Here is a 16685-nt window from a genome sequence, read left to right on the forward strand (position 1 = left end):
GTTTAAGGCTAAACGCGGTTGAAGTATCATAATTGCTCTTTTTTGGTTATTCCAAACCTACTAAAAAAAATCAAAAAAAACAATAGAAACTTAGGTAAATACGGTTTTGTAGTACAAGTTCTAAGAAATAAATATAATAAATACAAAAAACATCGTTTCAAAAAGAGATAGTGTATAGATACTCCGTAAATACTCCATAGATAGTGTATGGATAGTGTATGTAAGAGGTATGAAAATAATAAAATATCTAATTGAGTGCTTTTTATATCTCGTATTGCAATTTTTATCAATTACATCAAACTTGATTTTTTTAAAAGATTTCAATCGTAATAATAACTTCCTGTTAAAACGTATCGGTCTTTCCAAAAAACACATTAACTTTGCTACACTATGTTATACATCTTAAAAACTTTAAAAATGAAAAAATATCAAATTTTATCCGTTTTACTTATACTAACTCTTTCTGTTTCGGCACAGTTTACTCAAAAGCCATTGCCTTATGCTTACACAGATTTAGAACCTTTTATAGATGCGCAAACAATGGAAATTCATTACAGCAAACACCACGCGGCGTATGTAAAAAATTTAAACGCAGCAGTTGTTGGTACGGAAGCCGCTAAAATGACAATCACAGAGATTTTCTCGAATGTCTCAAAGTTGAGTCCAGCCATTAGAAACAATGCAGGCGGACATTACAATCACGAATTATTTTGGTCGCTATTAACCGCAGATAAAACTACCAAACCATCTACAGACTTAGAAAAAGCAATTGACGAAACATTTGGAAGTATGGATGCTTTAAAAGAAAAAATTAATGCGGCTGCTACTTCTCGTTTTGGTTCAGGATGGGCTTGGCTTTCTGTTGATAAAAATAACAAATTGGTGGTGTCTTCTACTCCTAATCAAGACAATCCGTTAATGGATGTTGCAGAAACCAAAGGAACCCCTATTTTAGGAATTGATGTTTGGGAACACGCATATTATTTAAAATACCAAAACAAACGTGCCGATTATTTAACGTCAATTTGGAATATCATCAACTGGAATGAAGTAAGTGAAAATTATAACTTAGCTATTAAAAGTAATTAATTTACAGATATGAAATCGCCATTAACAACAAGTTTGCGTAAGCAAACACTTATAAATAAAAAGGCGATACCATATGACATTAAAAAAACAATTAATTTACATATGAAAAAAGTATTTTTAGTTCTGTTTTTATTCGGAACGCTATTGGTTGCTGCACAAGAAAGCACACCTACTTTAGAAAACATCGCATCTTTTGAAGGAAAAACAATTACAATTTGCGAAAAAGTAACTGGAATTTATGAAACGAAAGGTGGAAATGCGCTATTAAATTTTGGAAAACCTTTTCCAGATAATGCGTTTTCTGTAGTGATTTTTAAACTAGACCGAAATGCGTTTACTTACGATCCACTTACGTTAGAAACAAAAACCATTTGCATTACTGGAACCGTAATATTGTATAAAGGCAACCCAGAAATTATAGTTAAAAAAGAATCTGAAATTGTGGTGAAATAATTTAATTTATTTGACACAAATTTCACAAATTAGCACGTATAAATTTGTGAAAATTTGTGTAATTCGTGTTAAAAATTATTCTAACAATAAAACGCGATATTATACTAAACGTCTCGCATTTTCTAAATCTTCTGGTGTATCAATTCCTATACTTGCGTGAGACGTTTCAATCATTTTTATGCGTTTTCCGTATTCTAAATAACGTAATTGTTCCAATTTTTCTGAGGCTTCAAGTGAAAGCATCGGTAATTTAGCAAAGTCTAATAACGCTTGTTTTCTAAACGCATAAATACCAATATGCTTCATATATCTAACACCCACATTTTCCTCACGTGGAAACGGAATTACCGAACGCGAGAAATACAAAGCAAATCCGTCTTGATCTGTTATAACCTTTACATTATTTGGGTTTTCAATTTCTGACCTATCCGTAATTTCAAACATTAAAGAAGCTAAATCAATTTTCTTTTCTGAATCATTTTGAAATGCCGTTATAATTTGTTCTAAAGGCGTTTTATTGATAAAAGGTTCGTCGCCTTGTACGTTTATAATAATGTCTGCATCAATGTTTTCAACAGCTTCTGCTATTCTATCGCTACCACTTTCGTGCTCCTTGATGCTCATTATGGCTTTTCCGTTATGGGAAATAATTTCATTATAAATTAATTCCGAATCGGTAACCACAAACGCATCGTCAAACAAATTAGTAGCCACAGCTGCTTCATACGTTCGTAAAATAACTGTTTTTCCACCTAAATCTTGCATTAATTTAGCAGGAAATCGTGTGGAGGCATAACGCGCAGGAATTACAGCAATTATTTTCATTATATTTTTTTTATAAAAGTAAATAGTTTTTCATCATTTTTAGCATCAACTAAAGTAAATGCAACTTTATTTAACAAATGTATTGAGTCGGTATTCATTTTAAAAACTTTTGCGTGAAATTCTTTAATTCCAAGATTTTTTAAATAATCCATAAAACTATTTAATGTTTCCAAAGCAAAACCTTGCTTCCAGTATTCTCTTCCTAAGGAATAGCCAATGTTGCAAATTTCCGAATTTTTATCTTTTAAAAAATATAAAATTGTTCCAATCAGTTCATCTGTTTCTTTTTTCACAATTGCAAATCTATATTTTAAACCTAATTCGGAATCAATATTGGATTGCTTTATCATTTCTATTGCTTCAGAAAGAGTATCAAAAGGTTGATTTGCTCTGTATTTCATTGCTTCTTTATCAGAGTAAATTTCAAACATTGATTCAGAATCACCGGCTTCTAAATTTCTAATAAACAATCTTTCTGTTTCAAAAATCATAATTATGTTGAATTATAAGTTTACTCAAAATTTTCATCTTTAAACCCAATTAAATATAACTTTTCTTTGGCTCTTGTTATTGCCGTATATAGCCAACGAATATAATCTCTATCCACGCCATTAGGCAAGTAGGGTTTTTCTACAAAAACACTACTCCACTGCCCTCCTTGCGATTTATGACACGTAATGGCATAGGAAAATTTTACCTGCAAGGCATTAAAATATGGATTGCTTTTTACTTTTAAAAGTTTCTTGTATTTATGAATTTCGTCTTCATAATCTTTAGAAACTTCTTGATACAATAAATTCGATTCTTCATACGTCAGCGATGCCGCTTCACTTTCAATGGTATTTAAAAGCAGTACGGTTTCAAATGGTGCTTCATTCGGATAATCAATCATTCGGATGGTAACATTGGCAAATTTAAAACCATATAATTCCTGAATATTTCTAATTTTTAAGACTTCAATAATATCGCCATTGGCAATAAAACCAGCTTGTGAGGTTTCATTTAGCCAAAAATAGTTGTTTTTTACTACCATTAACAAATCGCCAGCCGACAAATCACTTTCTTTATCCAAAATTCGTTGTCTAATTTGCTGGTTGTATTGATTGGCGCGTTTATTAGAACGCACGATGAATGCAGTATCTTCAGTACTATAATTTCGATACGATTGGTGAATGGCGTCTTCTATATCAAATCCATCATCCAATCGAATAATGTCTTTAAACGATTTCAAATTGAATTTAAAATCATCAATAAAATGCGATTTTAAAAGCGCTCGTAATTCGGTAGCATTGCTTAATATTCCTGAATTTTCAGCTTGTCGCATTACTTCGTCCAATTCAATATGGATAATTTCTTTATCGTAATTCACTTGTAAAGAATGAATATCCAAAGCCGGACTAATATCTGAATTCACCGGTGGTAACTGAGCCGTATCTCCGACTAAAATAAGTTTACAATTTTGCCCAGCATCTACATAAAACAATAAATCGTCTAACAAAGAACCATTTTCATACAAACTCGTTTCGTTAGATTGATCCGAAATCATTGAGGCTTCATCCACAATAAAAATCGTATCTTTAAATTTATTGGCTTGCATCACAAAACCTACACCGCCATTTTTATTCTTTTTTGGAAAATAAATACGTTTATGAATGGTAAAAGCAGGTTTTTCAGAATAGGCCGACATCACTTTAGCTGCTCTACCAGTCGGCGCAAGCATCACCGATTTTTTATTGGCTGCTTGTAATTGATTTACTAAAGTTGAAATCACGGTAGTTTTACCCGTTCCGGCATAACCTTTTAAAACAAAAAGCGCATCATTAGAATGAAGCACAAACGCCGCCATTTTTTGGAAGAAAATATCCTGATTTGCAGTGGGCTGAAAAGGAAAATGATCTATTAAAATTTTATAAAATTGCGTTGGCGACATTCATTTTTAGTTTACGAACTTCAAATATAGCAAGGATTTTAAATATAATTTCATTTGAAGGTTTTTAATTCTCGTAAAAAATGTAAATTTGTATTTCAAATAAAAAATATGAATCAGGATATTACTCAAAAAACATATAAAAAGCTTTGCTTTGAGGTGTCATATAGTGACCTTTCTTTTTGTGTTATTGATTTGATTTCGAATAAAATAGTTACTTACAAATCGTATTCTATTAACAAAAACAATGTTTTAGAAGAAGAATTGTGGAAAATATTTGTAGAGAATCCTATTTTAGATGATAAATATGATGATGTTGTGGTGTTGCACAATTCCAATTTAAACACCTTGGTACCTTCTTCTTTGTTTGACCCCAATTATTTAGGAAGTTATTTGCAATATAATTCGAAAGTTTTTGAAACCGATTATTTTGCTTTTGATTATTTAGATACGTACGATTTAAATAATGTTTTTATTCCATTTACGAATATAAACAACTATTTATTAGACCATTACGACACGTTTGATTATAAAAATTGCAACTCCATATTTGTAAAAAAAGCATTAGATTTTTCTAAAAACAAGGATACAAAGCAAGTTTGGGTGCATTTTCAACACGATAGATTTGAAATTACGGTAACCAAAAACACAAATTTGTTATTGTTTAATACCTTCACGTATAACTCGTTAGAAGATTTTATTTATTTTTTATTGTTCACTTACGAGCAATTACAACTAAATCCAGAAACAATTCCTGTTCAGTTTTTAGGTGCGATTTCAGAAGAAAGTGATGCGTTTAAAATTGCATATAAATATATAAGAAACTGTAGTTTATTAGATGTTTCTCATTTAAAATCCGTTTTAGATGTTCCTGAAAGCGACCTATTAAAGCATTTTATTTTATTTCACTCATGAGAATAATATCAGGAAAATATAAAGGTAGACGTTTACAAGCTCCTAAAAACTTACCAGTCCGACCAACTACAGATATGGCCAAAGAGGCCTTATTTAATATTTTAAATAACCATTTTAATTTTGGAGAATTAAAAATATTGGACTTGTTTTCTGGGACAGGTAATATTGCTTATGAATTTGCCTCTCGTGGCGCCACACCTTTGGTAGCAGTTGATGCCGATATGGGTTGTGTAAATTACATACGAAAAATTGCTACCGAATTTGACTTTGATATCACACCTATTAAAAGTGATGTTTTTGCTTTTTTACAAAAACACAAAGGAAGTTACGACATAATTTTTGCAGACCCACCGTATCATATTGATCAAAAAGATTTTGAAAAAATACCCGTTTTGATTTTTGAAAATGATATTTTAGACGAAGAAGGAATGCTTATTATTGAACATTCTAAAGATACGAAATTAGAACATTTGGATAATTTTTCGTTTGCAAGAACCTACGGCGGTACAACTTTTAGCTTTTTCGAATTGGTAAGTGATGAAGACGAATTGGACGCGGTTACTGAAGATGATGAAAATGACGAATCAGAATAAAAGTTTTTAAGGCGATAAACGATCTATTTTCCAACTGAAATCAGCTTCTAATTTATAACGAATTCTATCGTGTAAACGATTAGCTCTTCCTTGCCAAAACTCCACTTCAACCGGTTTTACTAAAAATCCACCCCAATTTTCTGGTCGTTTTATTTCAGAACCTGAAACTTCTGTTTCTAAGTTTTTTAATTTTTCATCTAAATAATCTCTGGATGGAATTATTTCACTTTGATTCGATACAATAGCGCCCAGCTTACTACCTTCAGGACGAGAATCAAAATAAGCATCTGAAACTTGTGATGTAGTTTTCTCAGCTATTCCTTTAATGATTACTTGGCGTTCTAATATCGGCCAAAAGAAAGAAAGACAAACATTTGGATGTTGTAAAATGGCTTTTCCTTTTTCTGAATTATAATTGGTGTAAAATATAAATCCTTCTTCATTGAATTTTTTCAGAAGCACTACCCTGCTTTTTGGAAAACCATCTAATCCAATTGAAGAAATTGTCATAGCATTAACTTCACCGTTCTCCTGTTCTTCGGCTTCATAAAACCATTTATGAAACAATTGAATCGCATCATCAGGAATGGTGTTTTCTAATAATTCGCTTTTGTCGTATGATTTTCTATAATCGGATAAATCTTTCATTTTTTATGGGTAAAAGGTGAAGGGTTTTAGGTTTCTCTGTCAATCTTTGTGAATCTCTGTGTAATAACTTTAAAATTCAAATTCCAATCCATCATTTGCAAGTAATACGTTTTCAAAAATTTCATTAGCTTCTGTTCTAAATAATTCAATATTTCCATATCGTGTAGAATAATGTCCTAATAATAAATGTTTTACATCTGCTAATTTAGCAATTTTTGCGGCTTGTTTCGCAGTTGTATGCATAGTTTTTTCAGCTAAATGAGATTCGCTTTCTAAAAACGTGCTTTCGTGATATAAAACCGTTGTATTTTTAATTATCGGAATAATATCTTCATTATATAAAGTATCCGAACAAAACGCATAACTTTTAGGTTCTTCAGGATCAAATGATAAATCTGAATTGGGTATTAATCTTCCATCTTCTAAAGTAATATCGCCGCCTAATTTTATTTTATTGTAATATAATTTTTCAATATTATAATTTAAAATAGCGTCAATGTTTAGTTTACGCTCAATATTTTTTTCTTCAAATAAATAACCATTGGTGTACACTCTGTGTTTTAAAGGTATTGTAGTGACTTTTACTTTTTCATCTTCATAAATTACTTCACTTTCTTTAGACGTTAATTCGTGAAAAAATAAATAATAGGAAGTATATGCGTTACCTAATTTCAACAGCAATAATATGGCTTCTTTAATGCCTTTCGGACCATAAATATGTAAATCTTTTTCTCTACCCAATAACATAAAAGTAGAAATTAAGCCAATTAAACCAAAAAAATGGTCGCCGTGTAAATGAGATATAAAAATAAGTTCAATTTGCGAAAACTTAATTTTATGTTTACGCAATTGTACTTGTGTGCCTTCACCGCAATCTATCAAGAACATATGACTTTTAATCTCTAAAACTTGCGATGTAGGATTGGTTATGGTTCTTGGAGTAGCGGCATAACAGCCCAATATTTTTATTTTCAAAACGAAATTAGTGTTGTTTTTGTTTCTTGTTTTCGTTGTAAATATTTGTAGAAAAAAGCAAAATTAATAACACATTTGAAATTAATCTAAACCATTCAACTTTATTTTCTTGGTAAGAAATAATAATATTTAACCCCAATAAAATAATGGCTAATAGTAGAAAAAACAAATTAAATTTGGCTCTAGTTGTCATTACTTATTGTTTTCTATTTTATTTAGCTTGATTATCTGAAAAATCAAACTAATTGCAAATAAAAGGTTAGAAAAAATAGCAAAAAAATTAAATTCATTATTTTTTAACCCAGAAAATATAAACATTGCACTCAAAAAAGTGAATCCAAATAATAATCCTGTTAAAATGTATATTTTAGTTTGATTAGAAAGTTTCATAATTAAAATTCTAAGTCGCGTTCAATTTCTTCCATTTCAATAATATCGTGCGCTTCAAGTAACGATGGAACGGTAGTAATTGAAGTTGGAACTTTATTAAAATCAATATCCGTAGCAACAACTACAAAAGATTTTTTGTTTTTTTTATGTGCTTTTGCTAAATCTGAAAATTGCTTTAAGTTGCTTATTTCAAATGACTTATCGTGTGTAATATCAATTATTAAATTAACTGATTTATACGAATTATATTGTTCAGTTAATTTTTGTAAAAACACTTCAAAACTACTTTCAGTATCTTTAATTATGGTAGTATGACCTTTCTGTTCTACTTTCATTTGAACTAATTTTTAATCTTACTCGCTAATAAATAAATAACTGCCATACGAACCGCTACACCATTTTCTACCTGATCTAAAATAACCGAATGATTTCCATCTGCCACATCCGAAGTAATCTCTACACCACGGTTTATAGGTCCTGGATGCATGACGATAATTTCTTTATTCAGGTTATTTAAAATTTCATTTGTTAGTCCGAATTGCTGTGTATATTCTCGTGTATTTGGGAAATAACTTACATCCAGTCTTTCATTCTGTACACGTAACATATTCGCTACATCGCACCATTCTAAGGCTTTTATTAAATTAGGTTCGTAAGTTACTCCTAAAGAATTGATATATTGAGGAATCAACGTTTTAGGTCCGCAAACCTTCACTTCAGCACCTTGCATTTGCAAGGCAAAAATATTGGAAAGCGCTACTCTACTGTGTAAAATATCACCAACAATAACTATTTTTTTACCTGCTACTTCGCCTAATTTTTCACGAATGGTATAACTATCTAATAAAGCTTGTGTAGGGTGTTCGTGTGCGCCATCACCAGCATTTACAATACTTGCTTTAACGTGTTTCGATAAAAAATGTGCCGCTCCAGGCGAATTATGCCGCATAACCACCATATCCACTTTCATAGCTAAAATATTATTTACGGTATCAATTAACGTTTCTCCTTTTTTAACTGATGATTGTCCTGAAGAAAAACTCATTACATCAGCTGAAAGTCGTTTTTGAGCCAATTCAAAAGATAATTTGGTACGTGTACTGTTTTCGAAAAAGATATTTGCAATGGTAATATCTTGTAAAGAAGGGACTTTTTTTATAGGACGATTGATTACTTCTTTAAACTGATCAGCGGTTTCAAGAATTAAATTAATATCATTGGTATTGATGTACTTTATTCCTAATAAATGATTGACGCTTAATTCTTTCATTTTTTGTTATTGTATTTATTTATTTTTTTATCCCTTTACCTCAATATAAACCGCATCTTCACCATCATTTTCTGCCCACTTCACTAGCACTTTTTCGTTGTTGATGGCATCAACTTGTCGCCCTCGATAATCGGGTTGAATGGGTAAATCACGACTAAATCGTCTATCTATAAGTGTTAAAAGTTCTATTGATTTTGGTCTTCCGAAAGATTGTATTGCAGTCAAAGCTGCACGAATACTTCTCCCGGTATATAATACATCATCTATAAAAACGATATTTTTGTCTTCAACTAAAAAATCAATTTGCGTTTGATTGGCTTCAAAAGGTTTTTCGTTTCTTCTAAAATCATCTCTAAAGAAAGTAATGTCTAAAAAACCTAATTTTAAATCGGAAACTTGGTAATCGTTTTTTAAAATTTGAGACAATCTATTGGCTAAAAAAGTGCCTCTTGGTTGAATTCCGATAAGAATAGTATTGGAGAAATCGAGATGTTTTTCGATTAATTGACAGGCCAATCGATGTAGAATGATGTTGACTTCTTTTGAATTGAGCAATATTTTTTGACTCATATTTGGTGTATTGTGACTACAAATGTAATATATTTCAATTAGAATATCAAAAGCAATCCAAAAAATCATTTTTTTTAAACACGGATATAAGAAATTTTAAAAATTTATCTAATTTCTTAAATCTGTGTTTTAAAAGTTAAACCTATATTAAAAATTCATCAATTCTTTATATAATTTATGTGTTGGCAAGCCCACTACATTGGCATAACTTCCTTCAATTTTTTCAATAGCTACCAATCCAATCCATTCTTGAATGCCATAAGATCCTGCTTTGTCAAAAGGCTGATAATTTTTTAAATAATACTCAATTTCTTGTAAAGTTAATGAGGTAAAAGTAACTAATGTTTCATCGTGAAAAACAAGTTCTTTTTGTGTAGTTTTGATGCAGACAGAAGTAATAACTTTATGTGTTTTTCCTGACATTTCCGTTAGCATTTTTACTGCATGAGAAGCGTCGTTAGGTTTACCTAAAGCCTTATTTTCTATCCAAACTATCGTATCAGAAGTAATTAAAACTTCGTTATCTTGCAGGTCGTTTTCAAAGGCACTGGCTTTCAATTTGGCTAAAAAATTAGTTATTTCTTCGGCTTTTAAATGATCTGGATAAATCTCTTCAATTTCTTTTAATCTAATTTCGAAATCAATATCCAATTCTTTTAAAAATTGTTGTCTTCTTGGCGAACCTGATGCTAAAATAATTTTATGATTTTTGAATTTCTCGTTAAGCATATTGCATAGAAATTAAGATAATTAGCAAAGATAACATAGTAGTAATTTGTACTATTTTCAATATTTTAACCACCAAAAGATACTCTTTGTTTAATTCGTACTGAAATAATTTAATTGCAACAAATAACAAAGGCGCTATAATAAATAAAATAAAATACCCTACAGCATACAAATTATGTGCTAAATTTTCAACCAAATAATAAGTTAGATAACTAATAAAAAGTACTAACGAACCCGTACCAATAATTTTTGCTTTTTTAATTCCGAAAGATGTCGCAACTGTAGCTATTCCGTATGCAGCATCTCCTTTTTCGTTAGCTATTGTTTTTATTATTTCGATAGCAAATTGAAGTAAAAAAATAAATATGGCATAATCCGTTAGAATTGAAACTAACGTTTTCATAAAAAATTCATTACCAGCATAAATAGCAGGAAAAATATTGAATAAACTAATTATAACAATAGATAATGCGGCTACAAGTGCTACAATTGCATTTCCTAATATTGGAATTTGCTTTAATCCATTCGAATAAATATACAAAAGCGCCGCACATATAACAAATATCGTAGCAAAAGCCGGTTTATTAATAACACGACTCAAATAAAACCCAATTCCAACACCCAAACAAGTAAAAATAAAATACAAATTATAGGCTGTTTTTTCAGAAATATGAGTACCTATAACTACTTCGTTTGGTTTATTGATGTTGTCTGTATCTAAATCAAATATGGCATTAATTATATAACCACCTGCTAAAATTAATAGCGTTGCAAAAACTAATAACACATACTGAAAATTAGATAACGATTGCCAAAGCACTAACGATTGAGGCGCACCTAAAGCATCTTTAAAATGAATATGATTCAAGAATCCGTATTTAATAATGAGTTGCATAAAAGCAAACAATACTAAATTTTCAATTCGAATTAATTTAAAAAAATGTTTCATAATAAATTTAAAAAAACTTAGCATCAAAATCGTCCATCCATTTTCCTTGAACTTTCATAACCTGTTCAATTACATCTCGCACAGCGCCTTTTCCGCCATTTGCGTGAGAAATATATTTGCTTATGCCTTTTATTTCATGAACGGCATCTTGTGGACACGTGGGTAAACCTACTTTTTGCATCACTAAATAATCAGGGATATCGTCTCCCATATATAGAATTTCTTCAGGTTGCAATTGATAGGCGTCGCAAATTTCGTAGAACTTTTCAACTTTATCTGGTGCTGCCAAATAAATATCTTTTATTCCTAAATTTTGTAACCTAATGCGAACTCCTTCGTTACTTCCACCAGAGATTATACAAACAGGATATCCTTTGTCTATAGCGACTTTCATAGCATACCCGTCTTTAATATTCATTTGACGAAGCAATTGTCCGTCATCTGAAATATGAACTGTACCATCAGTTAATACACCATCGATATCAAAGATAAACGCTTTAATATCATTCATTACTTCTTTATAACTTTTCGCCATTTTGAATAGATTTTGTCAAAATTTTATATATTTCTTTTTGATTTTCGTTAGTTAGAAAATCGATATGTTTTTCAATGGTTTTTTGGTCATTTCTTAAAGCAGGTCCCGTTTGCGCTTCACTTGGTGAAAGTGATTGTATTTTTTCAGCCGTTTCTTTAATTAAAGGTTGCAAAATTTCAAACGGAATAGTATTCTTCAAGCAAATTTCATTTCCAATTTGATACAAATGATTTGTAAAATTACAAACGAAAACGGCAGAAACGTGAAGTGCTTTTCGCTGTTCACCTGATATAGCGTATACTTTTTTTGATATTGATTTCGCAACTTTTTCTAATACAGTATAATCTGAAATAGTTTCTGCTTCTAAACAAATTGGAATTTCAGAAAAATCAACTGCTTTGTTTTTGGTAAAGGTTTGTAACGGATAAAAAACACCTTTATTATTTTTACTATCAAGTAGATTTAAATCAGAACTTCCCGAAGTATGAACCACTAACCTATTTTCAAATAGTAATTGAGAGGATACGCTTGATATAGCACTATCAGAAACACAAATAATATAAACATCTGCTTTAGTAATTTTTGAAAAATCAGATGTTTGTAGCGTTTCTGGAAAATCTTTTGATATTGTTCTTGAAAAAACTTGTACCACTTCAACTCCATTAGCTTTCGAAAATGCTTGAAATAAGTGAGTAGCCACGTTTCCTGAACCTAAAAGAATTACTTTTATCATTTTGCGAAGATAAACAATCGCAAGAACAATATCAAATTTCAATTTTTATAACATAGATTTAAGTATTTTCTCTAATCTGTGTTGTAAAAAATAATCCTATTGCCTAATTTTGAAAAAAATCTGTAAAATGAAAATCGTTATTTCACCAGCAAAATCTTTAAATTTAGATAAAGAACTTCCTATATCTTTATTTACAGAAGCGTCCTTTTTAAAACAAGCTGAAACCATTCAGAAATCGTTAAAAAAGAAAAAGCCAAAACAATTGATGGAATTGATGGCTATTTCTGAAAAATTAGCTGATTTAAATTGGCAAAGAAATCAAGATTGGCAACTTCCTTTTACGCCAGAAAATTCTCGACCAGCAATTTATACTTTTGATGGTGAAGTGTACACAGGCTTAGACGTCTATTCGTTACCTGCAGAGAAAGTTGCAGTTTTACAAGAAAAATTAAGAATTTTATCTGGATTGTATGGCGTATTGAAACCTTTAGATTTAATGCAAGCCTACCGTTTAGAAATGGGCACTTCAATAAAAATAGGTACGAATAAAAATCTATACGAATTTTGGAAAAAGACTCTTACAGATGAATTAAATTCAGAGTTAAATAAAGACGAGTTATTTGTGAATTTAGCCAGTAACGAATATTTTTCAGCTGTTGACGATAAAAAATTAAAAGTAGCTGTAATCACTCCAGAATTTAAAGATTACAAAGACGGAAAGCTCAAAATGATTTCGTTTTTTGCCAAAAAAGCCAGAGGTTTAATGGTTAGATACATTATTGATACAAATGCTGAATCAGTTGATGATTTAAAAGGTTTCAATTATGAAGGGTATGCGTTTGATGCTAATTTATCAGATGGAAATAAATTGGTATTTACTAGATAAAAAAAACCTCTAACTTTCGCTAGAGGTTTCTGTTTCTTTATTAATTACAGTTTATTTTACAATTAATTTTTTTACAATTCCTTCGCTAGTTTTTACTAAATAAATTCCTTTTGAAAGTTGACTTGTATTTATTGTATAGGCTTCTTTTTCTGCACTAATTTTCTTTCCAGATATGTCAAATAATTCATAATCCGCTACTCTATTGAAATACACAATTCCATTTTCAGATGGATTAGGGAAAATTGTAAATGTCTTAGTGTCTGAATCAAAGCTAGGATTAGTTAATGCATTTGTGTCTACTTCAAAAGTAGTAATTGTACCACTAATTTCGTTAGCTACCAATATATATGCTTTTCCGTTTGGACTATTTTCAGGTTTAATATAAGTTATTCCTTCAGGTCCATTATCTCCTGCCCAAGCTGATGTACTTCTGCTGTTTTTGTAATCTACAAAAGTTACGTTGTTTGGATTTGTAATATTATAAACCATAACGCCACCCACTCGTTCTAATGAAATAAACGCAAAAGTTTGGGTTCCAATTTGAGCAATTGCTACTCCTTCTGGTTCAGGTCCTTTTGCACGGCTACGACCCTTTGAAATATTATCAGAATGATCCGCATTAAATAATGTTGGTAAATTGGCAGCTGTATATTTTTCAAAATCATCACCGCTATCAAAAACAAGTTGCTTTGTAGTAGCATTAAAAATTGAAAATGAACGAGATCCAACCGAACTGATTACTTCAAAATCTGAATCAACATCAGTATTTCCACTTAAATTGGACACTCTAAAACGTCCCATGTTATAAGTTTGTTTTAAAACACCAGCATTTGGATATAAAGTAGCATCTAAAATATAGGTTGAAGCACCAACAGTTGTTCTTTCATTAAGACCAGTATATTCTTTTTCATCACCTTCGTTAGCTGTTACTAAATAAGTGGTTCCACCTACAGAATAGTTGGCTACAGCATCAGGCATATAAAATGCTTTTATTGGCCAATTTGCAATTAACACTTGACCATTATTATCAGAAATATCCATTCCGTTACCAGGAATACTAACATCTTTTGCTCCTAAAGCCCAAAGGTCAGAAAAAGTTAAAGTTGTTAAATTTATTTCTGCTATTGCGTTATTTTCTTGAATAGTCACCCAAGCTTTTTGAGAATCAGCACTTATAGTAATAAACTCTGGTTCAAAATCTTGTGATAAAGTACTTGTCGCTTTTAATTTTCTAACTCCAGATGCTATTAGTGCGGTTTCTTGAGCATTATATGCTGTAAAAAATAATGTTGTTACATTCGATTGAGTTAAAGCAGGAATTCCTCCAGCAATATCAATTATACTAACTGAACCTTCTGGATCAATTGAATAATTTGCGTTTGGTTGACCTTCATTGGCAGTCATTACTTTCGTTCCATCTGGTGAAAAGGTGATCATATCTGGTAATGCGCCAACAGTTACTTGCTTAAGAAAAGATCCATTTGTATCAAAAAACACTACAGAACCATTTAAAGTTTGATCTATATTAGGTGATGCTACAGCAACAATTCCATTTTTTACGGCTACTGAAGTTACGCTACCGTAAGTGTTCATATTTATAGATGACACCAATATAGGTGCTGCAGGATTGGAAAAATTAATAATATCTAAATAACCAGCAACAGCACTTGTAGTAAATAAACGTTGAGATGCTGGATCGTGTACAACGATTTCACAAGTACTTGAACTTGTAGCCGATGGGTCAAAACTACCAATGTAATTTAGTTCAATTTCTTGTGAAGGAACTGGTGCCAAATCATCATTATCAATAATATAAATGGTTGCTGTACTAGTACCTGAAACAGTTACTCCCACTGGATTTTCTAAACTTAAAACAAAATATTCTGCTTGTTGCTCTAAGGCAGTATCATTTATAATTGGAATACTAATAGTTTGTGTTAAAGCACTAGAACTCGTAAAGTTAATTGTTTGAGTCGCTAATGTAAAATCAGATGCATTTGCAGTACTAAAAGGGCTAGGTTTAACAACTAATTCTACAGATGAAGTTGTAGGACTTACTAAATTAATAGTAAAATTAAGTGAACCTGCAGTTTCATTAACAGTTAAAAAATTTGACGCAAAAGCAACACTTGGTACTCCTGTTGTAAAAGTTGAAGTTTGAATTGTAGTTAAAGCATTATTACTTAAATCTTCAACAGAGTTAGGTAATAAAGCTACATAATATAATTGACTAGGACTTAAAATTGTTGTGGGTGTAATTGTAATTACGTTGCCAGTAATTGTGGCATCAAATGGAACACTAGTTCCAGATGCATTGCTTAATCGGAATTCAATTAAAGCATCCACATTTGTGTTTGTAATCGCACTATTATCTATCAATCGTACAGCTTCATTAAAACTAATTGTTGGATTAGTAGTTGTAGCAACATTCACAGCAGCGTTAGCTGGAACTATTGTAGCTGTTGGAGCAGATGTATCTCCACCTCCTACGGTTGTTCCTTCTAAAGTAAAATTGTCAAAACGATTATTTCCAACTGTTCCACCAGCTCCTTGTGCAAATTCAACTTTTAATTTAAAATTTGCATTATTATTTGCTCCTGTTATTGAAGATAAATCTAAAGTGGTCAATGCTGGATTAGCATCATTAATTGTAACAGATGTAAAAACAACATAGCTTGAACCATCCAAAGTATAGTACCAAGTTTGAGTTCCAGCACCAGAACCCGATCTTCTGGTTGCAAATTTCACAATAATATTCTCATATCCAGAAGTTGGCAACGTAAAAATCAAAGCGCCACCAATAGGATTATCATAACGTAAATGAGTACCAGAGACATCACTATTTCTAGCATTTAAATTTTGAACATCGAAGTTTTGTCCAGTACCACTTAAATTAATTACACTAGTACCTGCATTAACAGCTACTAGAGATGCTCCTCCTGTTGTTTGAGATGGAGTTGTGATTGTTGTCACAGAAGTATTGGTATTAAAGTTCCAATAATGAACTAAATTTTGTCCCCAAGTAAAAGACGAGACCATTACTAAACCTAATAGCAAAAGTTGTTTTTTTAGATAATTTTTTGTCATGATTTTACAATTTTTTATTTCTGCAAATATCAATCGACAAGTTTAAAATATCATTATTCAAAAATCAATTTATAGTAAATTTTAGATTGTAAATCTTTATAAATCATTAAT

18 protein-coding genes are annotated in these 16685 nt (G+C 30.8%); 5 read left to right on the forward strand and 13 right to left on the reverse strand.

Annotated elements, in window-relative coordinates; all coding sequences use genetic code 11:
- Window positions 1-417 precede the first annotated feature (417 nt).
- Together ABWP78_RS05340 and ABWP78_RS05345 are read left to right on the forward strand one after the other, a co-directional pair.
- Window positions 418-1089: a superoxide dismutase gene (locus ABWP78_RS05340; protein ID WP_353169742.1), complete on the forward strand. Its 672-nt coding sequence runs from the start codon at window positions 418-420 to the stop codon at window positions 1087-1089.
- 102 nt (window positions 1090-1191) lie between these two features.
- A complete protein-coding gene (locus tag ABWP78_RS05345; RefSeq protein ID WP_353169743.1) occupies window positions 1192-1542 on the forward strand; it encodes a hypothetical protein in 351 nt (116 codons plus the stop codon).
- A 99-nt stretch (window positions 1543-1641) separates the two neighbouring features.
- Here ABWP78_RS05345 and kdsB read toward each other — a convergent pair whose 3' ends face one another.
- From kdsB to ABWP78_RS05360, 3 genes are read right to left on the reverse strand one after another with little or no spacing between them, the layout of a single operon-like run.
- Window positions 1642-2367, reverse strand: a complete 726-nt coding sequence (gene kdsB / locus ABWP78_RS05350) for a 3-deoxy-manno-octulosonate cytidylyltransferase (RefSeq protein ID WP_353169744.1) — start codon at window positions 2365-2367, stop codon at window positions 1642-1644.
- Window positions 2367-2858: a GNAT family N-acetyltransferase gene (locus tag ABWP78_RS05355; RefSeq protein WP_353169745.1), complete on the reverse strand. Its 492-nt coding sequence runs from the start codon at window positions 2856-2858 to the stop codon at window positions 2367-2369. The genes kdsB and ABWP78_RS05355 overlap by 1 nt, the downstream gene beginning before the upstream one ends.
- Window positions 2859-2878: 20 nt before the next feature.
- Window positions 2879-4297: an ATP-dependent DNA helicase gene (locus ABWP78_RS05360; protein WP_353169746.1), complete on the reverse strand. Its 1419-nt coding sequence runs from the start codon at window positions 4295-4297 to the stop codon at window positions 2879-2881.
- 108 nt (window positions 4298-4405) lie between these two features.
- Between ABWP78_RS05360 and ABWP78_RS05365 the strand changes: the two genes are divergently transcribed.
- Both ABWP78_RS05365 and rsmD read left to right on the forward strand, forming a co-directional pair.
- On the forward strand, window positions 4406-5209 hold the full coding sequence (locus tag ABWP78_RS05365) for a DUF3822 family protein (protein WP_353169747.1): 804 nt from the start codon (window positions 4406-4408) through the stop codon (window positions 5207-5209).
- Window positions 5206-5802, forward strand: coding sequence for a 16S rRNA (guanine(966)-N(2))-methyltransferase RsmD (rsmD, locus tag ABWP78_RS05370; protein ID WP_291242785.1), 597 nt, complete (start codon window positions 5206-5208; stop codon window positions 5800-5802). Before ABWP78_RS05365 ends, rsmD begins: the two co-directional genes overlap by 4 nt.
- Window positions 5803-5808: 6 nt before the next feature.
- On the opposite strand, the gene pdxH is transcribed toward rsmD, so the two are convergent.
- From pdxH to ABWP78_RS05415, 9 genes are all read right to left on the reverse strand, one after another.
- Window positions 5809-6450: a pyridoxamine 5'-phosphate oxidase gene (pdxH, locus tag ABWP78_RS05375; protein WP_353169748.1), complete on the reverse strand. Its 642-nt coding sequence runs from the start codon at window positions 6448-6450 to the stop codon at window positions 5809-5811.
- Window positions 6451-6519: 69 nt separating this feature from the next.
- Complete coding sequence (locus ABWP78_RS05380; protein WP_353169749.1) at window positions 6520-7425, reverse strand: ribonuclease Z; 906 nt, start codon at window positions 7423-7425, stop codon at window positions 6520-6522.
- A gap of 392 nt (window positions 7426-7817) precedes the next feature.
- Entirely contained in the window at window positions 7818-8150 is a 333-nt protein-coding gene (locus ABWP78_RS05385; RefSeq protein WP_353169750.1) for a ribonuclease Z, read from the reverse strand.
- A 5-nt stretch (window positions 8151-8155) separates the two neighbouring features.
- The gene (locus tag ABWP78_RS05390; protein ID WP_353169751.1) at window positions 8156-9085 is read right to left on the reverse strand and encodes an aspartate carbamoyltransferase catalytic subunit; all 930 of its coding nucleotides are present in this window, start codon (window positions 9083-9085) and stop codon (window positions 8156-8158) included.
- Between the two features lie 27 nt (window positions 9086-9112).
- Window positions 9113-9655: a bifunctional pyr operon transcriptional regulator/uracil phosphoribosyltransferase PyrR gene (gene pyrR / locus ABWP78_RS05395; protein ID WP_353169779.1), complete on the reverse strand. Its 543-nt coding sequence runs from the start codon at window positions 9653-9655 to the stop codon at window positions 9113-9115.
- Between the two features lie 147 nt (window positions 9656-9802).
- On the reverse strand, window positions 9803-10384 hold the full coding sequence (locus tag ABWP78_RS05400; RefSeq protein WP_353169752.1) for a Maf-like protein: 582 nt from the start codon (window positions 10382-10384) through the stop codon (window positions 9803-9805).
- Window positions 10377-11333, reverse strand: coding sequence for a geranylgeranylglycerol-phosphate geranylgeranyltransferase (locus ABWP78_RS05405; protein WP_353169753.1), 957 nt, complete (start codon window positions 11331-11333; stop codon window positions 10377-10379). The genes ABWP78_RS05400 and ABWP78_RS05405 overlap by 8 nt, the downstream gene beginning before the upstream one ends.
- Window positions 11334-11340: 7 nt before the next feature.
- The gene (locus ABWP78_RS05410; protein ID WP_353169754.1) at window positions 11341-11868 is read right to left on the reverse strand and encodes a KdsC family phosphatase; all 528 of its coding nucleotides are present in this window, start codon (window positions 11866-11868) and stop codon (window positions 11341-11343) included.
- A complete protein-coding gene (locus ABWP78_RS05415) occupies window positions 11852-12601 on the reverse strand; it encodes a Rossmann-like and DUF2520 domain-containing protein (protein ID WP_353169755.1) in 750 nt (249 codons plus the stop codon). Before ABWP78_RS05415 ends, ABWP78_RS05410 begins: the two co-directional genes overlap by 17 nt.
- A gap of 127 nt (window positions 12602-12728) precedes the next feature.
- On the opposite strand from ABWP78_RS05415, the gene yaaA reads away from it, so the two are divergent.
- A complete protein-coding gene (gene yaaA, locus ABWP78_RS05420) occupies window positions 12729-13487 on the forward strand; it encodes a peroxide stress protein YaaA (protein WP_353169756.1) in 759 nt (252 codons plus the stop codon).
- A 51-nt stretch (window positions 13488-13538) separates the two neighbouring features.
- On the opposite strand, the gene ABWP78_RS05425 is transcribed toward yaaA, so the two are convergent.
- Window positions 13539-16574: a choice-of-anchor I family protein gene (locus tag ABWP78_RS05425; protein WP_353169757.1), complete on the reverse strand. Its 3036-nt coding sequence runs from the start codon at window positions 16572-16574 to the stop codon at window positions 13539-13541.
- Window positions 16575-16685 lie beyond the last annotated feature (111 nt).

The sequence above is a fragment of the Flavobacterium sp. genome (assembly GCF_040402955.1).
Taxonomy (GTDB): Bacteria; Bacteroidota; Bacteroidia; order Flavobacteriales; family Flavobacteriaceae; genus Flavobacterium.